General features: G+C 62.2%; 27 protein-coding genes and 5 pseudogenes. 20 read left to right on the forward strand and 12 right to left on the reverse strand.

The window, feature by feature from the left end; all coding sequences use genetic code 11:
- The 3 pseudogenes from MFF30_RS17020 to MFF30_RS17030 form a co-directional block, all read left to right on the forward strand.
- A pseudogene (locus MFF30_RS17020) lies at nt 1–518 on the forward strand (hypothetical protein); the annotation flags it as partial.
- Nucleotides 463–1,744: pseudogene (locus MFF30_RS17025) on the forward strand (DNA-packaging protein). The pseudogenes MFF30_RS17020 and MFF30_RS17025, both read left to right, overlap by 56 nt.
- Before the next feature lie 41 nt (nt 1,745–1,785).
- Nucleotides 1,786–2,956, forward strand: a pseudogene (locus MFF30_RS17030) (phage portal protein).
- Here MFF30_RS17030 and MFF30_RS17035 read toward each other — a convergent pair.
- Both MFF30_RS17035 and MFF30_RS17040 read right to left on the reverse strand, forming a co-directional pair.
- Nucleotides 2,932–3,348, reverse strand: coding sequence for a type II toxin-antitoxin system VapC family toxin (locus MFF30_RS17035; RefSeq protein WP_306424588.1), 417 nt, complete (start codon nt 3,346–3,348; stop codon nt 2,932–2,934). The pseudogene MFF30_RS17030 and the gene MFF30_RS17035 overlap by 25 nt on opposite strands.
- Nucleotides 3,345–3,581, reverse strand: coding sequence for a type II toxin-antitoxin system VapB family antitoxin (locus MFF30_RS17040; protein ID WP_238280693.1), 237 nt, complete (start codon nt 3,579–3,581; stop codon nt 3,345–3,347). The genes MFF30_RS17035 and MFF30_RS17040 overlap by 4 nt, the downstream gene beginning before the upstream one ends.
- 83 nt (nt 3,582–3,664) lie before the next feature.
- On the opposite strand from MFF30_RS17040, the gene MFF30_RS17045 reads away from it, so the two are divergent.
- Nucleotides 3,665–4,207, forward strand: a complete 543-nt coding sequence (locus tag MFF30_RS17045; protein WP_238280670.1) for an HK97 family phage prohead protease — start codon at nt 3,665–3,667, stop codon at nt 4,205–4,207.
- 140 nt (nt 4,208–4,347) lie between these two features.
- Entirely contained in the window at nt 4,348–5,538 is a 1,191-nt protein-coding gene (locus tag MFF30_RS17050) for a phage major capsid protein (RefSeq protein ID WP_238280694.1), read from the forward strand.
- A gap of 128 nt (nt 5,539–5,666) precedes the next feature.
- Here the strand turns inward: MFF30_RS17050 and MFF30_RS17055 are convergent, their stop codons facing one another.
- Together MFF30_RS17055 and MFF30_RS17060 are read right to left on the reverse strand one after the other, a co-directional pair.
- Nucleotides 5,667–6,551, reverse strand: a complete 885-nt coding sequence (locus MFF30_RS17055; protein WP_238280671.1) for a S1 family peptidase — start codon at nt 6,549–6,551, stop codon at nt 5,667–5,669.
- A gap of 109 nt (nt 6,552–6,660) precedes the next feature.
- Nucleotides 6,661–7,440, reverse strand: a complete 780-nt coding sequence (locus MFF30_RS17060; protein WP_373320929.1) for a S1 family peptidase — start codon at nt 7,438–7,440, stop codon at nt 6,661–6,663.
- A gap of 40 nt (nt 7,441–7,480) precedes the next feature.
- On the opposite strand from MFF30_RS17060, the gene MFF30_RS17065 reads away from it, so the two are divergent.
- From MFF30_RS17065 to MFF30_RS17080, 4 genes and pseudogenes are all read left to right on the forward strand, one after another.
- Nucleotides 7,481–8,050: a head-tail connector protein gene (locus MFF30_RS17065; RefSeq protein WP_238280672.1), complete on the forward strand. Its 570-nt coding sequence runs from the start codon at nt 7,481–7,483 to the stop codon at nt 8,048–8,050.
- A 27-nt stretch (nt 8,051–8,077) separates the two neighbouring features.
- Nucleotides 8,078–8,449, forward strand: a complete 372-nt coding sequence (locus MFF30_RS17070; RefSeq protein ID WP_238280673.1) for a head-tail adaptor protein — start codon at nt 8,078–8,080, stop codon at nt 8,447–8,449.
- On the forward strand, nt 8,446–8,880 hold the full coding sequence (locus MFF30_RS17075) for a DUF3168 domain-containing protein (RefSeq protein WP_238280674.1): 435 nt from the start codon (nt 8,446–8,448) through the stop codon (nt 8,878–8,880). Before MFF30_RS17070 ends, MFF30_RS17075 begins: the two co-directional genes overlap by 4 nt.
- A 25-nt stretch (nt 8,881–8,905) precedes the next feature.
- Nucleotides 8,906–9,172: pseudogene (locus tag MFF30_RS17080) on the forward strand (phage major tail protein, TP901-1 family); the annotation flags it as partial.
- Between the two features lie 109 nt (nt 9,173–9,281).
- Here MFF30_RS17080 and thyX read toward each other — a convergent pair.
- The 6 genes from thyX to MFF30_RS17110 all read right to left on the reverse strand — a co-directional run bounded on the left by thyX (nt 9,282) and on the right by MFF30_RS17110 (nt 16,204).
- Complete coding sequence (thyX, locus tag MFF30_RS17085; protein WP_238280675.1) at nt 9,282–10,214, reverse strand: FAD-dependent thymidylate synthase; 933 nt, start codon at nt 10,212–10,214, stop codon at nt 9,282–9,284.
- A 57-nt stretch (nt 10,215–10,271) separates the two neighbouring features.
- Nucleotides 10,272–11,420 (reverse strand): N-6 DNA methylase, encoded by a 1,149-nt coding sequence (locus MFF30_RS17090; protein ID WP_238280676.1) that lies wholly within the window; start codon nt 11,418–11,420, stop codon nt 10,272–10,274.
- Between the two features lie 11 nt (nt 11,421–11,431).
- Nucleotides 11,432–12,379, reverse strand: coding sequence for a hypothetical protein (locus MFF30_RS17095; RefSeq protein ID WP_238280677.1), 948 nt, complete (start codon nt 12,377–12,379; stop codon nt 11,432–11,434).
- Nucleotides 12,363–14,276, reverse strand: a complete 1,914-nt coding sequence (locus MFF30_RS17100) for an ORC-CDC6 family AAA ATPase (RefSeq protein WP_238280678.1) — start codon at nt 14,274–14,276, stop codon at nt 12,363–12,365. Before MFF30_RS17100 ends, MFF30_RS17095 begins: the two co-directional genes overlap by 17 nt.
- Nucleotides 14,249–15,163 (reverse strand): phosphoribosyltransferase-like protein, encoded by a 915-nt coding sequence (locus MFF30_RS17105; RefSeq protein ID WP_238280679.1) that lies wholly within the window; start codon nt 15,161–15,163, stop codon nt 14,249–14,251. Before MFF30_RS17105 ends, MFF30_RS17100 begins: the two co-directional genes overlap by 28 nt.
- Before the next feature lie 450 nt (nt 15,164–15,613).
- A complete protein-coding gene (locus MFF30_RS17110) occupies nt 15,614–16,204 on the reverse strand; it encodes a recombinase family protein (protein WP_238280680.1) in 591 nt (196 codons plus the stop codon).
- A 386-nt stretch (nt 16,205–16,590) separates the two neighbouring features.
- Between MFF30_RS17110 and MFF30_RS17115 the strand changes: the two genes are divergently transcribed.
- The 10 genes and pseudogenes from MFF30_RS17115 to MFF30_RS17160 all read left to right on the forward strand — a co-directional run bounded on the left by MFF30_RS17115 (nt 16,591) and on the right by MFF30_RS17160 (nt 24,265).
- Nucleotides 16,591–17,073 carry a helix-turn-helix domain-containing protein gene (locus MFF30_RS17115; protein WP_238280681.1) on the forward strand — a complete coding sequence of 161 codons (483 nt, stop codon included), beginning with the start codon at nt 16,591–16,593 and terminating at the stop codon, nt 17,071–17,073.
- A gap of 244 nt (nt 17,074–17,317) precedes the next feature.
- On the forward strand, nt 17,318–17,722 hold the full coding sequence (locus MFF30_RS17120; RefSeq protein WP_238280682.1) for a hypothetical protein: 405 nt from the start codon (nt 17,318–17,320) through the stop codon (nt 17,720–17,722).
- Nucleotides 17,723–17,775: 53 nt separating this feature from the next.
- Complete coding sequence (locus tag MFF30_RS17125) at nt 17,776–19,983, forward strand: hypothetical protein (protein ID WP_238280683.1); 2,208 nt, start codon at nt 17,776–17,778, stop codon at nt 19,981–19,983.
- Nucleotides 19,984–20,190: 207 nt separating this feature from the next.
- On the forward strand, nt 20,191–20,664 hold the full coding sequence (locus MFF30_RS17130; protein ID WP_283205912.1) for a recombinase family protein: 474 nt from the start codon (nt 20,191–20,193) through the stop codon (nt 20,662–20,664).
- Nucleotides 20,665–20,727: 63 nt separating this feature from the next.
- The gene (locus tag MFF30_RS17135) at nt 20,728–22,002 is read left to right on the forward strand and encodes a recombinase family protein (protein WP_283205913.1); all 1,275 of its coding nucleotides are present in this window, start codon (nt 20,728–20,730) and stop codon (nt 22,000–22,002) included.
- 206 nt (nt 22,003–22,208) lie between these two features.
- Nucleotides 22,209–22,352: pseudogene (locus MFF30_RS17140) on the forward strand (phage tail tube protein); the annotation flags it as partial.
- On the forward strand, nt 22,352–22,675 hold the full coding sequence (locus MFF30_RS17145; protein WP_238280684.1) for a gene transfer agent family protein: 324 nt from the start codon (nt 22,352–22,354) through the stop codon (nt 22,673–22,675). The pseudogene MFF30_RS17140 and the gene MFF30_RS17145, both read left to right, overlap by 1 nt.
- Entirely contained in the window at nt 22,672–22,890 is a 219-nt protein-coding gene (locus tag MFF30_RS17150; RefSeq protein WP_238280685.1) for a phage tail assembly chaperone, read from the forward strand. Before MFF30_RS17145 ends, MFF30_RS17150 begins: the two co-directional genes overlap by 4 nt.
- Before the next feature lie 16 nt (nt 22,891–22,906).
- Nucleotides 22,907–23,479: a phage tail tape measure protein gene (locus MFF30_RS17155; RefSeq protein ID WP_238280686.1), complete on the forward strand. Its 573-nt coding sequence runs from the start codon at nt 22,907–22,909 to the stop codon at nt 23,477–23,479.
- Between the two features lie 132 nt (nt 23,480–23,611).
- Entirely contained in the window at nt 23,612–24,265 is a 654-nt protein-coding gene (locus tag MFF30_RS17160; RefSeq protein ID WP_238280687.1) for a DUF2460 domain-containing protein, read from the forward strand.
- Here the strand turns inward: MFF30_RS17160 and MFF30_RS17165 are convergent.
- Nucleotides 24,246–25,184: a pyridoxamine 5'-phosphate oxidase family protein gene (locus MFF30_RS17165; protein ID WP_238280688.1), complete on the reverse strand. Its 939-nt coding sequence runs from the start codon at nt 25,182–25,184 to the stop codon at nt 24,246–24,248. The genes MFF30_RS17160 and MFF30_RS17165 overlap by 20 nt on opposite strands.
- Nucleotides 25,185–25,213: 29 nt before the next feature.
- A complete protein-coding gene (locus tag MFF30_RS17170) occupies nt 25,214–25,828 on the reverse strand; it encodes a glutathione S-transferase family protein (protein WP_238280689.1) in 615 nt (204 codons plus the stop codon).
- A gap of 136 nt (nt 25,829–25,964) precedes the next feature.
- Here MFF30_RS17170 and MFF30_RS17175 point away from each other — a divergent pair.
- Nucleotides 25,965–26,616 (forward strand): LysR family transcriptional regulator (locus tag MFF30_RS17175; RefSeq protein WP_238280690.1); only part of this gene is annotated, 652 nt, incomplete at its 3' end.

Raw genomic sequence — 26,616 nt, forward strand, 5'->3', positions numbered from 1 at the left:
GGGCCGAGGCGCTGTTCGCGGCCTGCGGCCTGGAGGGGCGCCGACCCGGCGTGGTGGCGGACGCCGTCGGACCCGAGACCGACCCTGGGCGCCTGCGGGCGGCTTTGCGCGCCCACATCGCCCGCCAGATCCTGCGTTTCGACGCGGCCCTGAACGCCGAGGCCGACGATGATCACAAGAACGCCGATCTCAAGAACGCCGATCTCAAGCGCTTCGACAGCGCCCGGGTGCTGCGTGACCTCGGCGGCCTCAAGCGGCTCCTCGACGAGACGGACCGGGACGCGGCGCCGGTCGTGTCGGCCGGAATTGGTCCGGTGAGGACGGATTCGGGGAAGGATGCGCGCGATGGCGAAGGATCCGGTGACGAGTCCGGTCACGCATCCGGCGACGCCGGCCACGACCTGCCCGCCCTGCGCGCGGAGATCGCGCGCCGCGCTGAGGCGCTCGGCGGCGAGCGGGCGGATGCCGGCCCTGCTGGCGAGCCTGCCGCCGCACCTGATCCGGGCGCTCGCGGCTGACTGGCTCCTGGCGGCCCGGGCCGACCAGCTTCCGCCCTGCCCCGCCCTGGGGGGCTGGACCACCTGGGCGGTGATCGGCGGGCGCGGCGCCGGCAAGACCCGCACGGGGGCCGAGTGGGTCCGCGCCCTGGCGCTGGGCGACCCGGCCTTCACGGCCCGGCCGGTCGGCCGCATCGCGCTGATCGGCGAGACCCTTCGCGGACGTGCGCGACGTGATGGTGGACGGCCCCTCCGGGCTTCTGGGCCTGGCCGGGCGCCGGCCCCGCTGGTCGCCCTCGCGCCGGCGTCTCGAATGGGACAACGGCGCGGTCGGCCTCGCCTTCTCGGCCGAGGAGCCGGATTCCCTGCGCGGGCCGCAATTCGGGGCGGCCTGGTCGGACGAGATCGCCAAGTGGCGCTACGCGGAAGCCGCCTACGACATGATCCAGTTCGGCCTGCGCCTGGGCGCGCATCCGCGCGGCCTCGTCACCACCACGCCCCGGCCGATCCCGCTCCTGCGGCGGATCCTGGCGGACCCGCTGACCGTGGTCAGCCGGGCGCGCACCGCCGACAACGCCGCCAACCTCGCCCCGACCTTCCTGGAGGCGGTGGTGGGGCGCTATGCCGGCACCCGCCTGGGGCGCCAGGAACTCGACGGCGAGATGATCGCGGACCGGGACGACGCCCTCTGGACCCGCGACCGCCTCGAAGCGGCCCGCGTCCCGGCGGCGCCGGAGGCCTTGCGCCGCATCGTCGTGGCGGTGGACCCGCCGGCCTCCTCGAAGGCCGGGGCGGATGCCTGCGGGATCGTCGCGGCCGGCCTCGACGGCGCCGGCCACGCCTACGTGCTGGCCGACGCCACACTGGCCCGGGCCACCCCCGAGGCCTGGGCCTCGGCCGCGCTCGCGCTCTACCACCGCCTCTGCGCCGACGCCCTCGTGGTCGAGGTCAACCAGGGCGGCGAGATGGCGACCGCCGTCCTGCATCAGGTCGACGCCGCCGTGCCCGTGACCCCGGTGCGGGCCACGCGCGGAAAGTACCTGCGGGCGGAGCCGGTCTCGGTGCTCTACGCGCAGGGGCGCGTCCACCATGTCGGCGCCCTGCCGGCCCTCGAGGACGAGCTCTGCGACTTCGGCCCGGACGGCCTCTCCACCGGCGCCTCGCCAGACCGCCTCGACGCCCTGGTCTGGGCGCTGACGCACCTCCTGCTGCGCGGCGGCTCCGAGCCGCGCATCCGGCGCCTGTAGGCGTCCCCGACCCCCGAACGATCCGACCCAGCGAGGCCCCGATGGCGAACCTCCTCTCCCGGCTCGTGCGCCGTGCCGCGCCCCCCGACACCAAGGCGGCCCCGCAGGCCGGCATCGGCGTCGCCTTCTACGGGGAGGGCCGGGCCTCGTGGACCCCGCGCGACATCGGGGCGCTCGCCCGCGAGGGCTTCCAGCGCAACGCCATCGTCCACCGCGCCGTGCGGCTGGTGGCCGAGGCCGCCGCCGCCCTGCCGGTCGGGCTGGTGGGGGAAGGCACCGCCGAACCGCATCCGCTGGAGGCGCTACTCGCCCGCCCGAACCCGCGCCAGGGCGGGGCGGCGCTCCTCGAATCGCTCTACGGGCACCTGATGGTCTCGGGCAACGCCTACCTCCAGGCTACAAACCTCGACGGGAGCCCGCGCGAACTCCATGCGCTCCGCCCCGACCGGATGCGGGTGGTGCCCGGCCCCGACGGCTGGCCGTCAGCCTACGAATACGTGGTTGGCGGCAGGACCCTGCGCTTCGACCAGGGCGGCGAGGGCGTGCCCCCGATCCTGCATCTGACCCTGTTCCACCCCACCGACGACCATTACGGCCTCTCGCCGATGGAGGCGGCGGCGGTGGCCCTCGACATCCACAACGCGGCGGGTGCCTGGAACAAGGCGCTCCTCGACAACGCGGCGCGCCCCTCCGGCGCCCTGGTCTTCGCGACCCAGAGCGGCTCGACCCTGAGCGACGCGCAGTTCACCCGCCTCAAGAGCGAGCTGGAGGCCAATTACCAGGGCGCCGGCAATGCCGGGCGCCCGCTGCTGCTGGAGGGCGGCCTCGACTGGAAGCCCCTCGCCCTCTCGCCCAAGGACATGGATTTCGTGGAGGCCAAGAGCGGGGCCGCCCGCGAGATCGCGCTCGCCTTCGGGGTACCGCCCCTGCTGCTCGGCCTGCCCGGCGACAACACCCACGCCAACTACGCCGAGGCCAACCGCGCCTTCTACCGGCAGACCGTGATCCCGCTCGTGCGCCGCACGGCGGAAGCCCTGGCCCACTGGCTGGAACCCGCCTTCGGCCCGGCCCGCCTGGAACCCGACCTCGACGCCATCGAGGCCCTCGCCCCCCGAGCGCGAGAGCCTGTGGCGCCGCGTGCAGGCGGCGGATTTCCTCACCGAGGCGGAGAAGCGCGCGGCGGTGGGCTACGGGCCGATGCCGGGCGGGTGAGCGAGATCGGTCCGCGCGAAGTCGTCGCCCTTGTAGAGGAGGGCCGCGCCGTGGGCCCGCGCGCAGGCATAGGCGTGGCAATCGCCCATGTTCAGGGCGGCCGGGTGCCGGCCCTTGCCGAAGCGGTCATAGGCCGCGATGGCGAGGTCGGACTCGGCCTCCCCGAGGGGCACGAAGCGGATGGCGCCGGCATCGAGGTAGAGGCGCACCTGCGCCCGGGCCGCCTCCACCGTGAAGGCGTAGCTGCGAACGAGACCGGCCACCGTCTCCCAGACCGAGAGGGTGGAGCACAGGCGATCCGCGTCGGCCTCCAGCCTGTCGCTCAGGGCATCGGCCTCCGGTTCGCCGGTGATGATGGCGATCAGGGCGGAGGCGTCGACGAAGATCGTCACGCGCCGCTCAGTTCGTCGAAGAACGCTTTGTCGGCCGCCTCGCCCGTCGGGGCCGGCAGCGGATGGCGGGCGCGCAGGGCGGCGAACCGCTCGCGCAGCGGCACGACGGGAGCGATCCGGGCGAGCTCCGCCGAGACGGCCCGGTGGACCGCCTCCGATTTCGTCACCCCGGCCGCCTCGGCGAGACGCGCGACCAGCGCCGCCGTGCGGTCGTCCTTGATGTAGAGCGGCATCGGCACCTGCGAATATCCCTCGATGCCGCGAGGATATCCCACCCCTGGCCAACTGTCACCGGACCTTGTCAGCGGAGTCACCCATGGACGGCCATTTCACCGGCTATGCCAGCCTGTTCGGCGTGCCCGATCTCGGGCGCGACGTGGTGGCGCCGGGCGCCTTCGCGGCGAGCCTCGCGGCGCGGGGCGCCGCCGGCATACGCATGCTCTGGCAGCACGATCCGGCCGAGCCGGTAGGGCGCTGGCTCAGCCTGCGGGAGGATTCCCGCGGCCTGCGCGTGGCGGGCCAGCTCAACCTCGCCGTCCAGCGGGCCCGCGAACTCGACGCCCTCCTCCGGGAGGGCAGCCTCGATGGGCTCTCCATCGGGTTCCGCACGGTGCGCGCGCAGCCCCAGCGTGGCGGCCTGCGCCGGCTGGAGGCGATCGACCTGTGGGAGATCTCTCTCGTGACGTTCCCGCTCCAGACCGGCGCGCGGATCGCAGCCCCGGACCGCACCTCCCTGGCGCAGGACCTCCACGCCCTTGCCCGCCGCATGGCGCCGCCCCGGCGCCCGGCTCCCCCCTCCACCCGGCCCGGGTCCCGGCCCGCCGCCATCCTCCCCGCCCCCTCCGCGAGGTTCGCATGACCGTTCAGATCCCGTTCGTTCAGGTCCCCTTCGAGACCCACGCCGCCGCGCTCCGTGCGCCCGAGGCGAAGAGTGCCCTGCCGCTCCTGGAGGATAAGTCCGCCGGGCACGCACCGCACGACCCGGCGGTGAGCGGCGCCATGGCCGAACTCTCCCGCGCCTTCGAGGCCTTCAAGGAGACCAACGACGCGCGGCTCGCCGCCATCGAAGGCCGCGCCCCCGGCGACGTCCTCACCGACGAGAAGCTCGCCCGCATCGACGCCGCCCTCGACACGGCGCGCACCCGCCTCGACCGCCTCACCCTCGACGGGCAGCGCCCGCCCCTGGGCGCCGGCGCGCCGGCTCCGCGCGACGGGGCGGCCGCCGAGCACAAGGCGGCCTTCGACCTCTACGTCCGGGCCGGCGAGAGCGGCGGCCTCAAGCGCCTGGAGGAAAAGGCCCTCTCGGCCGGCTCCGGCCCGGACGGCGGCTACCTCGTGCCGGCCGAGGTCGAGCGCACGGTGCTGAAGCGGCTTTCCAACCTGTCCCCGATCCGGGCGCTCGCCACCGTGCGGGTCATCTCGGGCGGACAGTACAAGCGCGCCGTCTCGGTGCGCGACGCGGTCTCGGGCTGGGTCGCCGAGGCGGCGCCCCGGCCGCAGACCGACGCGCCGGCGCTGTCCGAGCTGAGCTTCCCCGCGATGGAGCTCTACGCCATGCCGGCCGCGACCCAGACGCTGCTCGACGACGCCATCGTCGACATCGATTCCTGGCTCGCCGACGAGGTCGAGACCGCCTTCGCCGAGCAGGAGAGCACCGCCTTCGTCACCGGTAACGGGGTCAGCCGCCCGCGCGGCTTCCTGAGCTACGACACGGTGGCGAATTCCGCCTGGGTTCCGGGCAAGCTCGGCACGATCGCGACGGGGACGGCCGGCGCCTTCCCCACCGCGAACCCGGCCGACGTGCTGTTCGACCTCGTCTACGGCTTGCGCGCCGGCTACCGCCAGAACGCCAGCTTCGTGATGAACCGGCGCCTGCAGAGCACGATCCGCAAGTTCAAGGACGCGGAGGGCAACTACCTGTGGCAGCCGCCGCTGGCCGCCGACCGCGCCGCCACCCTGCTGGGCTTCCCCATCGCGGAGGCCGAGGCAATGCCGGATGCAGCTGCTGGCAGCCTCTCGGTGGCCTTCGGCGACTTCCGCCGCGGCTACCTCGTGGTGGACCGCGCCGGCCTGCGCGTCCTGCGCGACCCCTACTCCGCCAAACCCTACGTGCTGTTCTACACCACCAAGCGCGTCGGCGGCGGCGTGCAGGACTTCGACGCGATCAAGCTGCTGTCGTTCGCGGCGTGAACCACACCCTCCGGGCCCTCAAGCCCGGAGGGCCCCCGGAGGGCCCCCGGAGGCATCGGACGGCTGTGATTATCGGCGTTCGACGCCCAGGTTTCCGATGGTCCGTCCGGCCCCTCAGGGACGTCCCCTCATCGCCGTCCCGGCCGGGCCATCCAGTCCGACCGGGTCGCGCCGATGGCCGCGCCCGAGGGCATCCGGGCGAACTCGGCTGCGCGTTGGCTGATCCAGCCGGTATGCTCGCTCGTGGGCGTCACGGCGGTGAAGCCGCCGCAGGCGGTGCGGGCCTTGCGGTCCTGGCGCATGGCGCCGCTCGACCAGCTGACCACGCCGACGATCTGGTAGCCGCCGGGGCCGCCGCGCAGGATCGGGCCGCCGGAATCGCCGAGGCACGCGCCGGCGCCCGCCGTCTCGGCCATGCGGCGCCGGTCCGTCACCACCGTGACCCGGTTGGCGACCTGGAGCGATCCGATGGAGACGAGGTGGGCCTGGCGCAGGGTGCGGGCGGTGTTGCGCCGGTTCTCCGCGACCACGCCGAAGCCCGCGATGTCGACGGCGTCGCCGGTGTTGATGGCGCCGCCGCGCGGGTCGAGGGGCTGGAAATCACCGCCGAGGGGCTCGGCGAGCTTGATCAGCGCGAGGTCGATCCCCGGCTGGTCCTCCGGCGTGGTGCCGGGCACGAAATCGGGATGCATGGCGGCGGCGATCGCGTTGATGCGGCGCGAGCGGAACGCCCGGTCCACCACCACGACGCTGTAGCCGGCCTGGTGCATCACGCAATGGGCGGCCGTGAGCACGAGGTCCCGGGCGATGAGGGTGCCCGAGCAGATCTCGCCCTGGGTGCTCTCGATGCGCACCACCGAGGCGCGCAGGCCGTTCGGGTCGCGCGAGACCTCGCCGTTGATCACGGCCAGGGCCGGCAGCGGCGTCAGCGCGCAGAGAAACCCCAGGGTCGCGGCGAGCCGGGACCGGAGGGCTCTCACAGGGGCAGCCGTTCGCGGCGCGGTCGGCAACATCGTGTCTCTCCCGCGTCCGGCGATGTCCTGGACGAGAACCGTTGAACCGTATCCGAAGGCAATGGTTCGGCCAAGCTCTGGTTCCGTGCCGCGCGCTCCGGCCTCGCCCTCAGGGCTCCGCCCAGCGGGCGGCGGCCTGCCAGCCGGCCAGGGTGCGGTCGATCCAGGCCCGCTGCGGCCCCAGCAGGATGCCCTGCGAGACGCCGCCGCAGGCCTTCCCGCTCGCTGAAGCCTGGCCCGCGACCCAGGCCGAGACCGCCAGCACCGATGCGCTCGCGCCGATCGGACCGCCGGAATCGCCGTGGCAGGCGCTGGCCCCGCCGGGGCCGGCTCCGAGCCAGACCAGGATGCGGCTCGGGCCGTGGGGTTCGACCACGCCGAGTTCGACGCTGCGATAGGTGCCGGTGCTGCGCGCGTCCTCCGGCGCAGCGACGCCGTAGCCCGACAGGGTGAGGCGCTCGCCGGCCCGAGGCATCGCCCCGCTCACCGTGGCGGGCACGAAGCGGGCCGGCAGGGGGGCGGCCAAGCGCACCAGGGCGAGGTCGATGGAGCGGCGTCGCCCGGCCACCGCGCCGGCGTCGTAGCCGGGGTGGAGCGCGCGGGCGGCGATCTCGGCCAGCACCGGCGCGCCGGCCGCGTCCTTGTAGTGCACCCGGTGCTCGGCCCGGGCCGCGACGCAGTGGCCGGCGGTGAGGACCGCGTCGGGCGCCACCACGATGCCTGTGCAGACGCCGCCGTTGGACGACAGCACCATCACGGCCGAGGCCGCCGCCTCGGGCGCCGGGCGCCCGCCCACCACCGCCCCCGCCGGGGCGAGCCCGAGCAGGCACATCAGACCCGCAACAGGCGGCAGCAGCCGGCCGGAGAGCGGAGCCGTTCCGCGCGCCATCGCGATCCCTTCCTGACAACGCCCCCATACGGAGACGACGATGAACCCGATACGCGTCGAGGCCGCCATCGTCGAGCCGGTGAGTCTGGCGGAGATGCGCGGATTCCTGCGCCTCGACCCCGACGACGGCGGAGCCGAGGACGCCCTGGTGGAGCGCCTGATCGCGGCCGCCCGGGCCCAGGTGGAAGCCGCCGCCCGCCGCATCCTGGTGCCCGGGCGCTACCGGCTGATGCTCACCGCCTGGCCGGCGGACGGCCGGATGCCGCTGCCGCTCAGCCCCCTGGTGGCGGTGGCGCGGGCGGGCCTCGTCGACGCCGCCGGCACCGTCACCGACCTCGCCCCCGGGCTCGTGCGGCTGGGGCCGGACCCCGTCGAGGCACCGGGCCTCGTCATCGATCCGGCCGTGCCGGCCCTCGACCGGCGCGCCGCCCTGATCGAGGTCGATGCCGGCTACGGCGGGGCCGGGCCGCCGCTGCCGCCTCCGCTCGCCCAGGCGATCCGGCTCCTGGTCGCCCACGCCTTCGAGCATCGGGGCGACGGCGCGGGCGACGGCTCGCCCCCGCCCGATGTCGCGGACCTCGTTGCGCCCCTGCGCCGGCTGCGCCTCTAGCGCCCGTCCTCTCGGAAGGTCATCGCCATGTCCCAACCTCCCATCCGGGTGACCATCGGCGCGCGGCGGCGCCGCTTCGTGCTCGAACGCCCGCTGGAGACGCCAGACGGGTTCGGCGGCGTGGTGCGCCGGTTCGAGGCCGGCCCGCTCCTATGGGGCGCCATCGAGCCCCTCCGCTCCGTCGAGGGCACCCGCCTCGGACGCGCCGAGTTGGTGGCCACCCACCGGGTCCGGTTCCGCTTCGGGCCCGAGATCACGCCGGCCAAGATCACCCCCGCGATGCGGCTGGCGAGCGGCCCGCGCCGCTTCGCCATCCGCAGCGCGGGCGACCCGGACGGGCGCCGGCGCGAGCTGGTCTGCCAGGTCGAGGAACTCGTCGGCGAGGCCGGTGCCGCATGAGCCTGCCCCCCTCCCCCACCAGCCCGCTCCTGGCGCTGCGCGCCGCCATCCTGGCCTATCTCGCCACCGACGCGGTCCTGGCGCGCCTGATGGGCGGGGCCTTCCGCCTCACGGAGGAGCCCCCGCGCGGGGCGGGCCCGGTCTACGCCCTGTTCGGCGATGCCGAGATCCGTGACGAATCCGTCGACGGCGCCCGGCGCCACCGGCACGTCCTCGGCCTGACGGTGTTCGCCCGGCCCGGCTCCACCCGCAGCGCAGTCGACGTCGCCGAGCGCATCGCCGATCTCCTGCACGACGCGCCGCTCAGCCTCGCCGGCCACGCCCTGGTCCGCCTCGACCTCGCCTCCATCGCGGTGCGCCGCGATCCGGCGAGCGGCGAGACCCGCGCCGTCCTGAACCTCGGCGCGATCACCGAGCGCCTGCCTGCCTGATTCCCCAGAACCCTCGGAGCCCACCATGGCAGCCCAACGCGGCAAGGACCTGCTCATCCGCATCGCCTCCGGCAGCGGCTTTCTCGCGGTGGCGGGCCTGCGCGCCCGACAGATCGCCTTCAACACCGAAACGGTGGACGTCACGAACGCCGATTCCGCCGGGCGCTGGCGCGAGCTCCTGGCCGGGGCGGGGGTGCGCCGCGCCGCCCTCTCGGGCTCCGGCGTGTTCCGCGACGAGGCCTCCGATGCCCGCCTGCGGCAGGTGTTCTTCGACGGCGCCCTGGAGACCTACAACTCGTTCGCGATTAATCCGGGAACGTAGTGGAAGGCATCAGAGGAGGAGACCGCCCGAAATCCCTTCGACCGGAACCAAAGATGTCAGGATTGGAGTGTATGCAATGTTACAGACCGAAACGAGACACGAGATCGTTCCACTCCCTAGACGACAAACCACTATCCACTTGTGTAATGTCAACGCCGGCAATTTTCTTCCTCAGCACACCGATCGCGCTTGAGGAGAGGCTAACAGAATTGAGTCGGTATTCGATAAATGCCGAATACGTTTCAGGAACCCACAACTTCAAAATGTTTAGTAGAACCTCGGCATAAACCCTTATTTCGTACTGCGCGTGACTGTCAGCTCTTAGTCTCAGAAAATTTAAAAGATTATGGAGATCAGTCTTCCAATACCATTGAGTGTAGGAATTTAGGGTAAGATTCATCCGAGCGAGCTCACGAGCAATACCCGTACGCTCTTGATCTACCTGATTTCCATCGGCATTTTCGTTGAGCATCCAAAGATAGTGGTCGTAGTTTCGATCCGCATCCTCTCTAAGAAGCTCGAGAATCTTAGCAGCTTCTGACGGTCCAACGCGTCCATGCCGACCCTGTCTATTTGTTGCCGACTGAGCTGCCAAATGCTCAGCATCAGGCATATAAAACTCTCGATCTAAAACCGAATAACGAGCAGAGTACTCGTTAACGCTCGCAGTCCTATGGCGAATCCATTGTCGCGCAACAAATATTGGAAGCTTTACATGGAGCTTTATCGACGCCATTTCGAATGGAGTACTATGATAGTGACTCATGAGGTACCGAATAAGATTCCGATCCTCAGAAACCTTCCTGGTACCACGACCATATGATACACGTGCAGCCTGAACGACAGCTCCATCGTCCCCCATATAGTCGATAACGCGAAGAAAGCCGTGGTCGAGCAATGGAAAGGGTTCAAAAAGAACTTCTTCCAGGGCAGCTACGGTCGCACGGCGGGTGCTTTGAGAACCTTCACGCGCTTGCGCAATATGCCCCAGCTCATCGTCGGTAAGCGGCACGTTCAGAACTCCCAGAAACTAGATCTGCAACGGCCCACCAGCCAGCCAACAAAAATGCTATGCGGCACATTTCTGCTCGAGTGATGAGCGTCCTGCAATCGTATCAACTTCAAGCCGTATCTTATCACGACTCCGCTCGGGCACCACCGCACAAACAGCTATTCGGGCTAGAAACCGCTGGAGCCGAGAGAGCGTAATATACGGAGCACAGGTTCCGCTGTAAGCCTCATCAAGATCGACGTACCGATCTTTCATCCGTCCTATTAGATCAATCAATTCCGAGTTCGAGGCTGGTATTATCGCTATCACGCAATCTGTAAGGACCGATGTAGTTGATAAATTGTACTCGCATATCTTGTCGAGCCTAAATCTACCAACGCGTGGGATGAGAACGGCTGGAGAGGATATTGTAGACCGACGTGAATTCACTGTTCGAGCCGATGTAACAGAGTGTCTTTTCAAATCGGTGCTATGGATCAATGGATAGCGCCCAGAAGTTAAGATCTTTTTTGGGGGATTCGAGTAGGAACCTCTAACTAATGTCACGAATAGCGGAGATAGATTAGTCAGCATCGACGGGGGTTCAGTTGATGCAACACCTGCCGCCGCAACAGTACGACTTGTGAAGCGGACAACGGCAACACGTACATTGCAGTCCTTGAACGCTGAAGCTTGCAGCTGATCGATCACCTCTATTTCAAATTGACAGGATAAAGACTCCAGAACATGAGCGTCTTTCTGGCTCGACAGGCATGATAAAGGAAGAAGCGCAATGACTTGCCCGCCTGGTTTTAAATAAATGAGACTCCGTAAGACAAAAGCCAAAGCTTTACTTGATCTGTAGTTAATTCCATTCCACGACGTCTGGTGCGATGACCTTCCTTTACAAGAAAATGGAGGGTTTAGCAAGATCAGCGAGATTGAGCCTTCAAACTCTGAAAGCTGCATATCAATATACGATTCAGGTGGGTTTAGAAAATCGAGAGAAGCTGCATAGTGCACCCTAAGTTCACCACGAAGACACGCAACGGCAGCTTCATCTAAGTCGGTAGCGATCAGCTTCGCATGCGGCCAGCGAATCGAAGCTGCTCTTAGAAGCGCCCCTTCCCCACAAGCAAAATCGGCCACCAACTCCGGCGCTTCACCTGAAATAATGTTGGTAACAAATTCCGCGATATACGCGGGTGTATAGTGTCGGTCGTTCACGTCACAGACCTTTAACGCATAGGATTGCTGTTCAAGAAATCAGCAACATGATATACTAGACAATTCATTGATCCAGACGAGCTTGATCTATGCCGCTTTGGATGGTCGTAAACGATTTCAATTGGTCGATGACTAGCTAGACATTTCAGCAGCGCTCCTAGCGCATGCGGACGAGTACCAATAGGAGCGACTTTGATGTAAGCACTCTCGTAAGTTTCAATGACGTCAGTCAGCGCATAGAAGGCACTGAAAGGACAGTTTGCGGTAGCGAAACGAACTTTCTGCCACGCCCGCGTATTGCTTAGAGCAGGCTCATTACCGTGGTAAGTGTTGAACGGATATTCAACCCGGAAGCCAGGTACACCTATGATCGGTATGATCTTACTTCCAGGCGGATCCACCTGCTCGATCATGTATGCCAGACGCGCTCCTTCAAAACCTAGCAGAGGGATAAAACACACCGTTTGATCCTCGGGGTCCGACAAACTCGCAAAAAGCGGCACTGGCGCTATGCCGAGGGTTCTTTCGCTTAGATCGAAGATTTCTCCGCGCATAGGGTTGAGGCTGTAAGAATAATCTGCAGGTTCTATGTACACAACCTTCAGATTGAAGCTGAGATTAACAGCTACCTTGATTAGCGGCGCCCACACATGAAAACTGAGGCCCGTTATATCAAGATAAAGATCCACCGTACCAATAGATTTCAAAAATCCTTCAACTTTAGTTTGCTGGCGAAGCGAGAACTCCGGATACCCTCCCGTCACCGGCCGTACGATAGGAGTTGCTAGTTCTTCGAGTTCAATAAATCTAACTCCACTTGCCTGGGTCGACCAGGTTTCTACAAGCGAAGTCCGTTCCTCAAAGCGGCCGTATATATACGTGGAACCAGGTGGCGGCCGGAACGAGCTTGTATCCCGGATTAGCTGCGTAAACAGCGGACGATTAGGAATTTGATTCATAGTACCCGCCGAAAAGCGCAAGTTGATCTGGCACCGGGGAATCATCTGAACGGTGTTGTTTAGCCAAAATATCTCTAATCGCAATCGTAGGCTTTGTAATTAAGGCAGATATTTGATGCGGCGTCACAAGTATCTTGCGCTTTTTTCGATGGCTGAAAACAAAGAATGGCGCAAATATTGGATGAAGAGAGTAATCGTATTCCTTGATTTCGTCACGAAGAAGTTTGTTTCCAGTCGATCGCACCAGTGCGAGATGCATCACTCCCGCCTGGAGGATCTCGACAACTTCCTCCGGAATTTCGCCGGAGCCTGGAAAATGGAACTGATTAGCTTCTGGTGTGTGATTGATTGCATCCTGAGCCATGACCTGGAAGACACGTCCGAACCCAAGGACAAGCTTTGCAAGCTGCGCACCACGAACTGAAAGGCCTTCCAGTTCGGAAACGTTTTTCCTGCCCACATTCGACGCAGATCTAGTCTGCGTCTCATAACTGACCGGCTTGTTCAAAGTGCTCAGATCGACACTCTCGTTCGCATGAGCGATCAATGTTTGATCAACGAGCTCTATCAAGTACCGAATGTTGCGACCCGATAGAGAAACGAATGTTTCCCACCCGGTATAATACTTTCGAAGACCGGATTTCTTTTCCTTGATTGTAAACAGAAGCGCGTGCTTATAATTGTTGTAGGAAACTGACCACTTTTGACTATCATCTGCACGAGATTCAAGCTTTTCGTGCAATTCAATCGCGCTACTACAACCAGATAGAAGGTAATATAATTCGAGAGGAGGAATTGAACTTAGTTCCGTGGGAAGTGATTTTCCCCGTAAACCCAATCTTGACAGTTCATCTTTATTCTTCGCTTGAACTCCCAGGAGCTCAGCTTCTTCCTCAGGGCTCAATCCAGGTAACATATCTTGGATGCTGGCAACTTGCCCGCCCAACGATACGCCCAAATAACTCATGCGTTGGTTCAAAATTTCAGAAGCAAAATTTTCAAAGCGAGTGTCGTCAAGCTTTTCGGCGATCGTAATGAGGGCATAATCCGCCGGACTTGTTAGACGCTCGTTTACATTCGAGGTATGACGCGCCCGCCAACCGAGCTCTCGAACTCCTACTTTGAAGGTGTGAGGACCTCCTGAGTGTTTGATCAGAGTGTTAACAACAACCTGCTGATAGTCGAGAAAGTTCTCGTACTCATCCAGGAGAAAGAAAAATCGCTTACCTGCAAACTGGGGGATTACGCCTAGCTGTTCAACCAACAATTCGATCGGCGCACCTTGCAACGATAACGGAGGAAGGGAATCAGGATTTAAGTTGTTCAAGTAGGCTTCGAACTGTATCCGCGCTCCATTTAAGCTCGAAATTAGTTCGTCGATGTTGCGGCACGACTCTAGCCTTAGGCTGACTGCGATAAGCCTACAGCTTTCCGCGCTAAGACTTTCACTGCTTGGAAGAAGGTCCTTATACCACCGCAAAAAGCGAAAAGCCTGCGAGCAGAGCAGCATGTTCATGTAATGTGCGAAGAGCTTTGCCCATGTTTTGTCCGGTAAATCCGGCCCGCTGAACGCAGTCACTCGATTCGTATCAACGCGCATGTAAAAGCCATAGTACGGCCAGCTGCTTACATCTTCCGATGTATCCTTGTTCAAGGCATAACGGCCTTCATAGGATAGAGAACGTAAGACTGTTGTCTTTCCCGTACCTCTCCCCCCTACCAATACGCAAGGTCGTCCAGTTTCCAGTTCCGGAAAATAGGCAGGTTTTGTAAATAGATCGAAGATCTTTTCTTGTAGATACTCGGCCTTATAGTTTCCAAAGAGCTCACTGAGGCGCTCGATTGTCTCGGACGGCATTGACACAGCAGCTAGCTCCTTCTCACTAATGGTCGCCAACCATTTTTCTCCCAATAAAAAATTGGAAGAGTTGCATCGGGGGTCGAGTGTGCGAAGGCGATTGTGAGTCCAAGCTCATGGAAGCCGCGCCAGTCGTCGACCGCACCCCGATCGTCCGGAATTCCCGCACGCCTACTGACAGTCTCGATAAATTTGGGTCCAGAGGTGATCATTGATTTGGGCCACACGATTGAATCTATACAGACAGCGCTGTTCCGACGTGGAATCAAGTTGCCGTAACTAAGCATGACTGAACGGCCGCAGTATTGATAGATGGTTCTCTCTCCGCGCTCAGTACAAATTGCGGGAGTATAATAGGCGGTAGTAGAATTCGTTCGGATTAGAGAAGAGAAAGAGACGTAATTCCCATTGAGATTATAGCGCCGTCTCCAGGTATCGATGAATTGATTTCCTGAACCTACAAAGTCATCTACAAACAAAAGGTGTTTTGATGGATTGCTGTGCAACTCACGTATTGCGTCTTGAGGATGAAAAATCTCCTCCTCTGGGATACCTAGGAGTTGCCGTGTCATTCGAGCGAATTTATATCCGCTGTCCGTAGGATTGGGTTCTTCGCCAGTGACGTATGTCACAACAAGGTTTTGGCAAAAGGCATTCCACTTCAGTTTCGTCGCTGTGAAGCTCTCGCCAGGGATGTGTAAACCAGAGCTGAGTTTCTGAAAGGCTGCGGAAAAAAGCTGCCGCGTTAGATGCTCAGGATAGAACATGAAACTGTCTAGGAGAGCCAGTGCATGATCCAACTCGCTCGGCTCAAAATTGCTCAGCCAGCTATGAGGATCGACTTCGGATACTAGTGGCCACAGCCCAAAATCTACAAAGCTCTCGCACTTCTCTGCAAGGAAAGCATGACTGGTCTTTGAAGGCATCGCTTAGAGCCGCTCTCAGTTACCACTGAACCCATACGCGATGCCGAGAAGGTGGATATTCGGCGGCGCATTTAGGCGGTTTTCATTCCTCGCGACCACTATATGCATTCCGGGCTAAAACGCTAGTTGAACCTCGAATAGGTTGCTCGTCCAATGACCTGCCGGGCTGCACAGGCTTGTGTCGGATCGCTCGATGGCGAGCACTTCGAACAAGGGCTCTGCCTAAGCGGCAGACATAGACGACCCGTGAGCTCGCCTCGTATATCCGCCATCTCTACGTGCGTCGTCCTTGACTGGCGTCTTCGATGCCTTGAATTGAGCAGTAGCGGATCTTACCGTTCAGAATGGCCCACGTGTTTTCGACCGCCTAAAACACGGTATTGTAGATGCCTAATTTTCTCACGTTGTGTATTCAGGGATCGGATCCATTATAATAGCGCAAATGGTCTATTAGAATTCTGTCGGGATATTTTCCTGTTTTGCGCAACTCCGGGCTGCTGGCAGGTATCGGTACAAGGTTGACGGCGTGACTCCGAGCCTTCGGGCTATTGCTACAACTGAGAGGTTCCCGTCTCGCAAAAGCGCTTTTGCCGAAATTATATCCTCACCTGTTAGCGCTTTCGGCCGACCGCCGATTTTTCCTCGAGCTCTCGCTGCTAGCAGCCCCGCATTGGTACGCTCTCGGATAAGGGAGCGTTCGAATTCAGCGAGCGCTCCGAATATATGGAAAATGAGCTTCCCCCCTGGGGTTTCCGTGTCAACTGCTTCTGTCAACGACCGCAACCCCACCGCATTTGAATTGAGCGTGTCGAAAGTGTCGATCAGCTGACGGAGCGAGCGAGCGATGCGATCGAGCTTCCAAACCACTAGGGTATCGCCCGCTCGGGCAAATGCCAGAGCTAATTCTAGCTGGGGACGCTCCAGGTGTGCGGAGGATGCCTTCTCGATAAAAAGCTTCTCGCAGCCCGCCGCTGTGAGCGCGTCAAACTGAAGCTCGGTTTTTTGCTCCGCAGTGGAAACCCGCCCATACCCAATCAGCATCGATTCCTCCGGAAACACCCATTTGCGATGAAAGCAAGCGACCTAGTTTCGCGAGGGAATTTCAGGACATCAACACTGCGCGTAATCTCAATTTTCACCGTTCAGATGCAGACCTCTTCTAAACGTTGGTTTTTAGGAGAAGGCGTCGCTTACTTGAACTAGGAGTGTAGTCTGAAGATCGATGGGTACTATGCAGGCGGCGATTCGAGCCTCCTCACTAAGGAACCTTACCAAGCGTCAGAACGTGGCGATGACCGATGCGCCTTTGATCTCGTCAGACACGATAAGAAACGGAATTGATCCGAATATCTTGCATGCAACAAAAGGTTGTATTCTCAAGGAGATGAGGGAATTAGCGTCGGGATATCGTTTGACAGGAGGTCCTAATGAAATTTGGAATCGGCGAGCTTTCTCAGCAAGCTCGAGTGAAGGTTCCAACAATCCGGTATTATGAGCGTAATAGCCTAATTCCGTTGCCATCTCGCACTGATACGGGTCATCGTCTTTATGAAGCTCTCGACGTTTGTCGCTTACGTTTCATTCGATTTGCTCGCCTTCAGGGGCTTGCGATTTGTGAAATACGTGCGGTTTTAGAGATGCTAGCGGAGGGGAACAGCGAGGAGCTGGACATCATGGTAGAGTTCCTCCTCGAGCGCGAAACAGCGATCCATGAGCTCCGCAGACAGCTTACTGCAATCTCAGGCGCCATACGAAGCGGTGAGCTGGATGAGGCGAGCGCACTTGCTCGTCTTGCCGCCCTCGCCCAACCGGCCTCGCTCTCTAACAACTTCGCCGAGAACAGAACAAACGAGGAGGAAGCTATGCAGGCCACTACACCCGGTGTCAGAAGGAAGCGCGCAAAGTCCTAAAGGGTAATTTGCCGGTACCCCTTGTGTGAGTAGTCGCTGATCGTGCTCCTGCCCGGCAAGGGTGGGAGCATGCATCATATCAGGAAGCCAATGCGCCTGTTCCATCAATGCCGAATTTAGTGTTTATAGTTAGATTCAATAGTTATTCTAACTGCATATTCGGATTTATTTCATCAAATTAAATACATTTGATGGGGCAATCGGTTTCGTATAGATCTTAGTCGCCCAACTAAAGGAGACTAAGATGAATAGGCAATTTGTTACAATCAATCTTGTGTTCAAATTGATGCAGTTGACCGAACACGCAGGAGCAAAGGTTTTCGTCTCTCCAGGTCGGGGGCCTCGAGTAAAAGATCTTGCAAAGTTATTGATCAAAAACGGTATTGAACCGATTTTTATCAAATCTGCTTCGGAGTCTCAGGCGCAGTGGTCAAGCAACACGCAGGCTCGCGGCTTGATTATATTGGAAGATAACCCTGAAGAATGCCATCGCCAATTAACGACCTCTTGTCCTGCAATGGCATCTGTCGGGGCATTATACATCGGCGAAGAGCAAGTCCGACTGACGACTGAAGGTAATCTAGCGTCAGTGCAGGTTTTGAAGTTTGTGGAACCATCCTTGGCCCAGGACAATATAAGAATATCATAGTTAAAAAGGACTCTTTGTAAGTTTTTTCTAAACCAAGTGACCCGGTGGCATCGATGCCGATAAACAGCCTTTTCATAGCGCCTTTTATGTCGGGCGAAGCGCACGAGTGCCTGGAAGAAGCTGCCCCACCTAAAGTCGGAATTGCTAAAATCCAGGACCCTACAACCTCTTTGTCGGCCCCTTTTCTACAAGGTGGCACAATAGCATACACCGAGGAGCAGTTTGAGGCTCTTGCAGGGAAGGTTGCAGCCAGAACTGAAACAAAGTTGAGCGGCGAGCCCGAAACACCCGGCGATCAGGCGCTCGACGAACTGTGTTGGGAAGCATTTCTACAAACGGGAATTTGGCTTCCAGACACAAGCGGGAGGCACGATAGCTTATCACGGTCCGGACACGCAGCAAGCAAATGTGAGCTCGGTGCATCTGATTCCACTCATAGGGCGGACTCGGTTAGAACGCGAAATCGATCGCGGCGACAGAAGGCGATCGAAGCTCTGCGAAAAATGGTCGAGCATGATCCTGTCACATTGGAACTCCGTGAAGCTGAGAAGAAAGCGGAAGACCACCTCCTCAGCGAGGAGACAATCAACGGCAGCGCCTCTCCGCGCGCTGAACAGCTACGAGAGCGCTGCCTTGAGCTCGGCTCACTTGCGGAAGATTTTCATCTTACACATCTGAGCTCAATTGCAGAGTCTATCGAAAAGTGTGGTCAAACACTTGCGCATGCTTGCCAATCATACTGGTGCCCGCATTGCAGGAAGCGGTTTGGAGCACGGCTTCTTGAAGACACGCAAGCTCAACTCAGAGGGAGATACGGTCCTGATCTGGAGGTGGCGCGGGACCAGCTGTTGTTCGTCACTATCTTGAACGAAATCGTTCTTCCTGATCCAGATCAAATTGATGTTGGCGGTGATTTTTCTGCTTCTACGATCCGGCGTGATCACAGAGACATAAGACGCTATCTGGATCGTTGGAAGGCTGACAATCTTCGCGTGGTTTCTAGCATTGTTGCACGCCACAAGCTTAGTCTTACGCTTGTGATAGATTGGCTCGCACTAGATAAGCGCGACTGTCGATTTTATAGCCGAGAGAACATGATTGCGGATGCTCTACGCCTGTTTGAGCTCAACGAACAAATCTCGGTTGCAAAGGAACAGTTCAAAGGGCGGAACCGAGTTCGGCCGGACCTTGAGGCCGAAAGCTTTGTTTCGTCTCGGGACAAGGATCGGACCTGGGCTTACCTTTATCAGCTAAAAGGTGCTGAGCCATTTGAACGGCGAGAGATTTACCCTTTAGCGAGAGCATTGCAGTGCGTCTTTAGAGAGTTCCCAGGTATTACGAAAACAAGGTTCAAAGAAAGATTGAAATTTAAGAGTTCGATCGAGAAGGTGATGAAGCGTGAGCGGAGTAAGCTGTATCGCCTGGGAAGAGAACTGCCGAGGATCTCTTTGATCGGGCAATTCGAGCTGGAGTTGATCGATCTTCATCACGCCGTCGGAGGCTTACACCAGCACGCACGCAAATCTTCTACCCTTCGCGTGCTAGCCTCACAGGAACGCCAGCCAGGAAATCGAGCACGTAGTAGGGTCTCATCCGCTCGCCAGTCAGCGAACGATGAGAAGCGTCGATTGCTCGACAAAGCAAGAATGAAAATCGCGTCGAATCAGGAGCTCTCCGCTCAGGAGTTCCCAGGTCTAAAGTACGCAGTTCTCCTGCATATGCATGTCTTAGTTGATCTTAACGGAGTTGAGCGTGCTGATTTCGAGCGTTGGCTAACAGGAAAGAAGGTCGGTTGCAGGCGTTTCGCAGGTCAGTGGAAGTTACCGCTGCAGGTCATGACAAAGTCGCTGTTCCAAGACAAAACCATCGATAAGAGCCTTAGCGATATAAGCCGTTACCCGTTCAAAGATGTAGTTTCCTTTAACTATGATAACTGTGCTCCGAAGCGTGAAGACGGAAGTGCCGCCGAAGACAATACGAATAGTTTTCCGGATGAAGGCCTCGCCGTTCTTTGTTGGCTGCAGCACGGAATTGGACATGAGAGACTTCGAATCCAGATTAACTGGCCTGGAGTAGATCGAGAGCGCAGAGGTCGAAAGACGAGGTGCGTATCTGAGCCGATGATCCGTGAGGATGAGTTCTATCCCATTTTCGACGGCCTTCTAGCGAAGAACAGCTTGGGATGCCCGGCACCCGACCAAGGACAATTGGTTATCGATGAACTCTGGGAATTAGGTGCTCCCAACGACACTGCTGACTAGGCGGATAGCATCAGAACTCGTATAGGCTCCTAAAAATACCCTGCAAATCCAATAAGTTAGCTCTACATGAGGTGGCTTTTGTCCGAAGTGCAGAACAGACAACCGTCTAAAGCCACCATCTACATCGCAGCGGTCGACTCCGCGGCTTACTAGGGTCTCGTCATGATTTCACAGCCTTCACTACAAGCTCCAAAGGCGTATTCCTACGTGCGTATGTCCACTGATCGTCAGCTTCGAGGCGACAGCCTCAGAAGGCAATGCGAGATCTCAACTCGATACGCTGCTGAGAATGGACTGGACCTTGAAGTAGGTTTCCGTTTCGAGGACATTGGTATCTCGGCATTTAAGGGCGCAAATGCTGATACCGGAGCTCTTGGCGCTTTTCTACGATGCGTGAATGGTGGCGAGATCAAGCCGGGATCATACCTTCTGGTGGAGTCTTTGGACCGGATTAGCCGACAAGGAATCATGGACTCTCTGCCGCTGTTCATGAGGATCTCGCAAAGCGGAATCAATATTGTTACTCTTGCAGACCGCTTCGTCTACGAAACGGGCAAGGTGGAGCTCTTTCAGCTCATGATGTCGATGCTGATACTCAGCCGAGCTCACGAAGAATCTAAGACTAAAAGCTTTCGCGTGTCTCAGTCTTGGGCAAGCAGAAGAAGCAACGCGCAAAAATAGATTGTAACGTCGGTTGCTCCTGCTTGGCTGCGACTGGCAAGCGATGGGGCACGATTCGAGCTTATTCCTGAGAGAGCCGATACAGTATCGAGGATTTTTCAGCTTAGTAAGTCTGGCGTTGGGTGTTTTGCGATAACGCGGATGCTCAACGCAACTGGCTGTGAAACCTTTGGATCCTCTACAGGTTGGCATGATTCGTATGTGCATCGGATCCTGAAAAACAGATCCGTTATTGGAGAAATGCAGCCGTACAGGCTCGAAGGCGGCAAACGCATGCCGGATGGTGAGCCGGTACTTGGTTACTACCCGGCCGCTGTCGATAGCCCCACGTTTTTTCAAGTCCAAGCCTTGTTGCACCAACGCCGAAATCTGGGTGGTGGGCGGAAAGGCAAGTACGTCACCAATCTGTTCTCCAAGGTAGCTTCGTGCGCTTACTGTGGAGCACCGATGCGCATCCGCGCTTCAGGTAACAGAGCCAAAGACCATCTTTATCTCGTCTGCGATAGAGGAAGAAGAGGCGCCGGGTGTTTCACGACGCGCTGGAGGTATGATCACTTCGAAGCGTCCTTTCTTACATTTGTCCGGGAGCTCGATCTGGCCTCACTTGAGTCTAGAAGCGATCCTTCTGAGGAGGCCGCCCTTCTGGAATCAGAGTCGCTCTTAAGCGAGACAATCCGACAAAATGAGGAGAAACGTGAAAACCTTCTGGAGCTCATTTTAGGCCGCAATGAAAGATCAGAGTTTCTTGATGAAAAACTTAAGGAACTTGAGTGCAGCATTTACGAGTGGACCCGTGAGCTATCGGATACCAAGAGGCTCATATCGAATTTGAGGGAAGAAAAATACAAGTTCTCTGAGAGCAAAGAGAAAATTGCAGAACTTGTAATTCAAGCGCAGAACGCCGACGATCCGAGTAATTACCGCTTAAGATCCGCGATCGCGTCAAGACTTTCGTCTTTGATCAGTGAGCTTGTGCTTGCTAATGCTGGTGGTCGCCCAATCACTAGCGATACTATCGATCTGATATGTAGCGAGTCTTTAATTCGAAGTGGAGTTGATCGTTATGGGGCAGGCGCACAAGAAATGATTTGTCAAATCCGTCATGCGCTAGCTGACCCACTTAGCGACCGGCAGTTCTTTATCGTCAAATTCGCGGACGGGACTTTGAGAGGAGTTCGCCCTCGGAAGGATGATCCACGCGAGTTCGAAACGCAAATCTTTTCGGGACCAAAGGGCGTCCATCAGATTGATCGCCTCGGTTTTGAAAACGTCGCATCTACAGGAACGGATGCTATCGAATTAATCCTAGACCCAATGGTTCAGGTGGCGACCTTTTAAAATGCCCGCTTGGCCCGGTATTCGCTTAGGTTTTGGTGGATTCATTCATCTGCAGATGGGGCGGCGGTTCTTAGGCGGTCTAATCCCTTTTAAACACAGTCTCAGAACCTTCCTGCTGGCTGCTCAGACGTTGATCGATCGGTCGCTTGAGAGCTGAGTGATCTCGCGCCTGGCCGTAGACACATCATTTAAACGCTCTGAAGAGCTACCAAGTGGTGGTGCCGGGCTTCGGCACCCTGGAGGGCAGCTTCCAGATCACCAGCCTCGAATACCGGGGGGATCACGCCGGCGAGGTGACCTTCGACATGGCCCTCGACTCGGCCGGCCCCCTCGCCTTCACGGCCGCCTGATGGCCAACCGCAGGCGCGGCGAGGTGGCCCTGGCCCTGGGGCCCGAGCGCTACACCCTCTGCCTCACCCTCGGGGCGCTGGCCGAACTCGAGGACGCCCTCGGGGCCGCCGATCTGAGCGACCTCGCCGCCCGCTTCGCGGACGGCCGGCTGAAGAGCCGCGACCTCGTCGCGCTCCTCGGCGCGGCGCTACGCGGCGGCGGCCACGCCCTCGACGATGCCGCCGTCGCGGCCCTGCCGCTGGCCGGCGACCTGGAGGCGATCGGGACGGCGATCGGCGCCGTGCTCGCCGCCGCCTTCGGCGAGGCCTCCGAAAACCCTTGAGTTCCACGGGCGGGACTGCGCCGGAGCCGCCCTCCGCCTTCCCGTGGGACGAGGCGCTGGCGCTGGGCCTCGGCCGCCTGCGCTGGCGCCCGCGCGATTTCTGGCGCGCCACGCCGCGCGAACTGATGGCCGCCGCCGCCCTGACCGGACCCCGTGCCGCCCTCGACGGGGCGGCCCTGCGGGACCTGATCGGGCGCTACCCCGACCCGACTTGACCCGAAGGACCCCGCCATGGCCGAGACCGAGACCGACCGAACCGCCGCGGCCCGCGCCCGTCAGCTGGAGACCCTCGACCGGCTCGCCCAGCGCTTCGGCCAGAGCCTGTCGAAGGCCCTCAGCACCAATGTCGGGGCCGGGCGCCAGCTCGACAGCGTGCTCGGCACCCTGGCGACGAAGCTCTCCAGCGTGGCGATCAAGGCGGCCCTGACCCCGGTCAAGGCCGGGATCACCCGGGTGGTGAACGGGCTGATCGGAGCGGGCGCCGGCACGGACACGGCCTTCGCCCGCGGCGGCGTCCTCCAGCAGGGCCGCGTGCGCCCCTTCGCGGCCGGCGGCGTGGTGGCAGCACCCACCTACTTTCCCATGCGCGACGGCCTCGGGCTGATGGGCGAGGCCGGGCCGGAGGCGATCCTGCCGCTCAAGCGCGGCAGCGACGGGCGCCTCGGCGTCGCGGCCGGCGGCCAGGGCGCCGCCCCCGTGACCATCCACATCGCCACCCCCGACCTCGAGAGCTTCCGCCGCTCGGAGGCGCAGGTGGCCGCCGGTCTCGCCCGCGCGGTGGCCCGGGGCCGGCGCGGCTTGTGATACCAACGGCCGTTGACTTCGACTCTTCGGCGATCGGCCGAAGGCCAAGCGCGAATGCGCGCCGCCGCTCGTGCGGCGGAACGCCTTTGACCGGTCACGGTCAACGGCCGATGGAACGAGGAGGAGCGCACCATGGCCGATGCACCGCCGAGCGACTTCCACGAAGTCCGCTTTCCCCTCGATGTCGCCCTGCGCGGCAGCGGCGGCCCGAGCCGGCTCACCGAGATCGTGACCTTGGCCTCGGGGCGCGAGCACCGCAACAGCCGCTGGGCCGATTCGCGCCGGCGCTACGACGCCGGCTTCGGCATCCGCACCCTCGATGCGCTCCACGCGGTCTTGAGCTTCTTCGAGGAGCGGCGGGGCCGGCTCTACGGCTTCCGCTACCGCGACCGGGTCGATTCGACCTCCGGCCCGCCCTCGCGGGGAATCGCGGCCACCGACCAGTTCCTCGGCCTCGGGGACGGAACCACCCGCGTGTTCCAGCTCGCCAAGACCTACGGGACCGGGCCGATGCCCTACCGCCGGACCATCGCCAAGCCGGTGGCCGAGAGCGTGCGGGTGGCGGTGAACGGCGTCGCGGTGCCGCTGGCCAAGGTCGCCTGCGACGCCGCAACCGGCCGCCTCACCTTCTCGGCCGACACCGTGCCGGGACCGGGCGCGCGCGTGACGGCGGGCTTTGCCTTCGACGTCCCGGTCCGTTTCGACACCGACGACCTCACCGTCGACCTCTCGGCCTTCGCCGCGGGGGAGATCCCACGGGTGCCGCTCATCGAGATCGTGCCGTAGGGGGCGAGAAGCGCAGGGGCCAGGCGCCGGGACGCCGGACCACCGTGCGGGGCGTGAAGCGCCAGAGCCGTTCGGCGCCGGGGAACGCCGCAAGGTCGGGGGCGTCGAGGACCACCTGCGCGTGCCCGGTCGTCTGCACGAGATCGCCGGTGGCGAAGTTGATGAACAGCAGCCCGGCGCGCGGATTGGCGAGCATGTTGCCGAGCGTGTTGAAGAACCGGTTGCCGGAATAATCCGGCACCGTCAGGACACCGTCGGCATCCACCCGGACGAAGCCCGCGGGGCCGCCGCGATGCGAGACGTCGACCTGCCGGGTGCCGTCCGCGCCGGGCGCGTAGCTGGCGACGAAGAACGTCTCGGCGTTCGCCACGAGGGCGCGAGCCTGCGCGTCGAGGCGATGCGACACGAGCGGGGCGGCCGCCGCCGCCGGGACCGGCTCCGGATCGGTCCGGACCCGGATGTATTGCGGGCAGTTGCCGAAGCTCTGCGCCACGCGGATCGAAAAGCCGTCCGCCGCCGCGCGCGCCACGGTGCCGTTCAGGCGGTTGCGCCGCCGCGTGCCGAGGTCGATCCCGAGGAGGCCCACGGCGGCCCCGTCCGCGAGCCCCACCTCGGCCGGATCGCCGGGTTCGGGCGCCGCCCGCACCCGCAGGTGTTCGGGGTCGGGCGCGTCGAGGAAACCCGGCGCCCCGGTTCGCACCGTCGCCCAGGCCTCGCCCTCCGGGTCGACCGCCCCCAGCACCACGAAGGGCAGCTGGGCGTAGAAGGCGCGGTGCTGCTCGATCAGGTGGTCGCGGATGACGCGGGGGCCGAGCTCGGCCATCCGCTCGGCGACGCCGAGATGCGCCTGGATGGCGACCTCGCCCGCGTGCCAGGGCGCGGTGGGCGATTCGGAGAGAGTCATATCGGAGAGGGACATCGGCGTTCTCCTCGGGTCTGGGGTGAGGCTCAGGCGGCGCGCAGGCCCGCGCGCGTCTGCGGGAAGGGCACGAAGCCCGGCAGGGCCTCGATGCGGGCGAGCCAGGCGCGGACCGCGCCGTAGGGGGTCAGATCGACGTTCCCCTCGGGGGCGGCGACGACGTAGCTGTAGAGCGCCACATCCGCGAGGGTCGGGTGGTCGGCGGCGAGCCAGGGCCGGTCGGCGAGTTCCGCCTCGATCCGGCCCAGGATGAGATGGGCCCGGGCGATCACCTCGGCCGCGTCGAAAGCGGCGCCGAACACGGTGATGAGACGCGCGGCCGCCGGGCCGAAGGCGATGGGGCCGGCCGCCACCGAGAGCCAGCGCTGCACCCGCGCCGCGCCGGCCGCGTCCTCCGGCAGCCAGTCGGTGCGGCCGAGGCGCTTGGCCAGGTAGACCAGGATGGCGTTGGAATCCGGCACGACCGTCTCGCCGTCGACGAGCACCGGCACCTGGCCGAAGGAATTCAGCTTCAGGAAGTCCGGCGCCTTGTGCTCGCCCTTCGCGAGGTCGACCTCGACGATCTCGCAGGGTTCGCCGAGGAGGGACAGGAACAGGCGGGCCCGGTGGGCGTGGCCCGACAGCGCGACATGGAACAGCTTCATGGGAGGTCTCCGCGAGGGTCGGCCGGGGCACCGGCGACACCCGCATTCAAGCCCCTGCGCCCGGCGATGAGAATGCGCTTTCCACGCAAGCCACTCTTCCGCCAAATGGAACAATCGAGGGTCCGCGGAGGACGGCATGGATCGGTGGCAGGCGATGCGGGTCTTCGTCCGCGTGGCGGAGAGCGGGGGGTTTGCCGGAGCGGCACGCCAGCTCGGCATGAGCCCGCCGGCCGTGACCCGGGCGGTGGCCGCCCTTGAGGACAGGATCGGGACCCGGCTCCTGACGCGCACCACCCGCACGGTGAAGCTCACCGAGGCGGGCGGGCGCTACCTCGAGGATTGCCGGCGCATCCTGGCCGAGATCGAGGAGGCGGAGGCGGCCGCCTCCGGCTCCACCGTCACGCCCTCCGGAACCCTGACCGTCACCGCGCCCGTGCAGTTCGGCCGCCTCTACGTGCTGCCGGTGATCACGGAGTACCTCGCGCGCCACGCCGCCGTCAGCGCCCGCGCCCTGTTCCTCGACCGGGTGATCAACATGATCGACGAGGGCGCCGACGCGGGCATCCGCATCGGTCCACTGGCCGATTCCGGCCTCACGGCGATCCGGGTCGGCACCGTCCGCCGCGTGCTCTGCGCGGCGCCGGACTACCTCGACCGGCACGGCGCCCCCGCGACCGTGCGGGATCTGCGCGACCACGCCGTCATCGGCTCGGCCAGCACCGGGTTGGGTGGCTTCGGGCAAGGGGGCTTCGGCCCGAAGCCCTTCGGCCCGAAGCCCCCTTGCCCGA

The organism is Methylobacterium goesingense, from assembly GCF_022179225.1.
GTDB lineage: Bacteria > Pseudomonadota > Alphaproteobacteria > Rhizobiales > Beijerinckiaceae > Methylobacterium > Methylobacterium goesingense.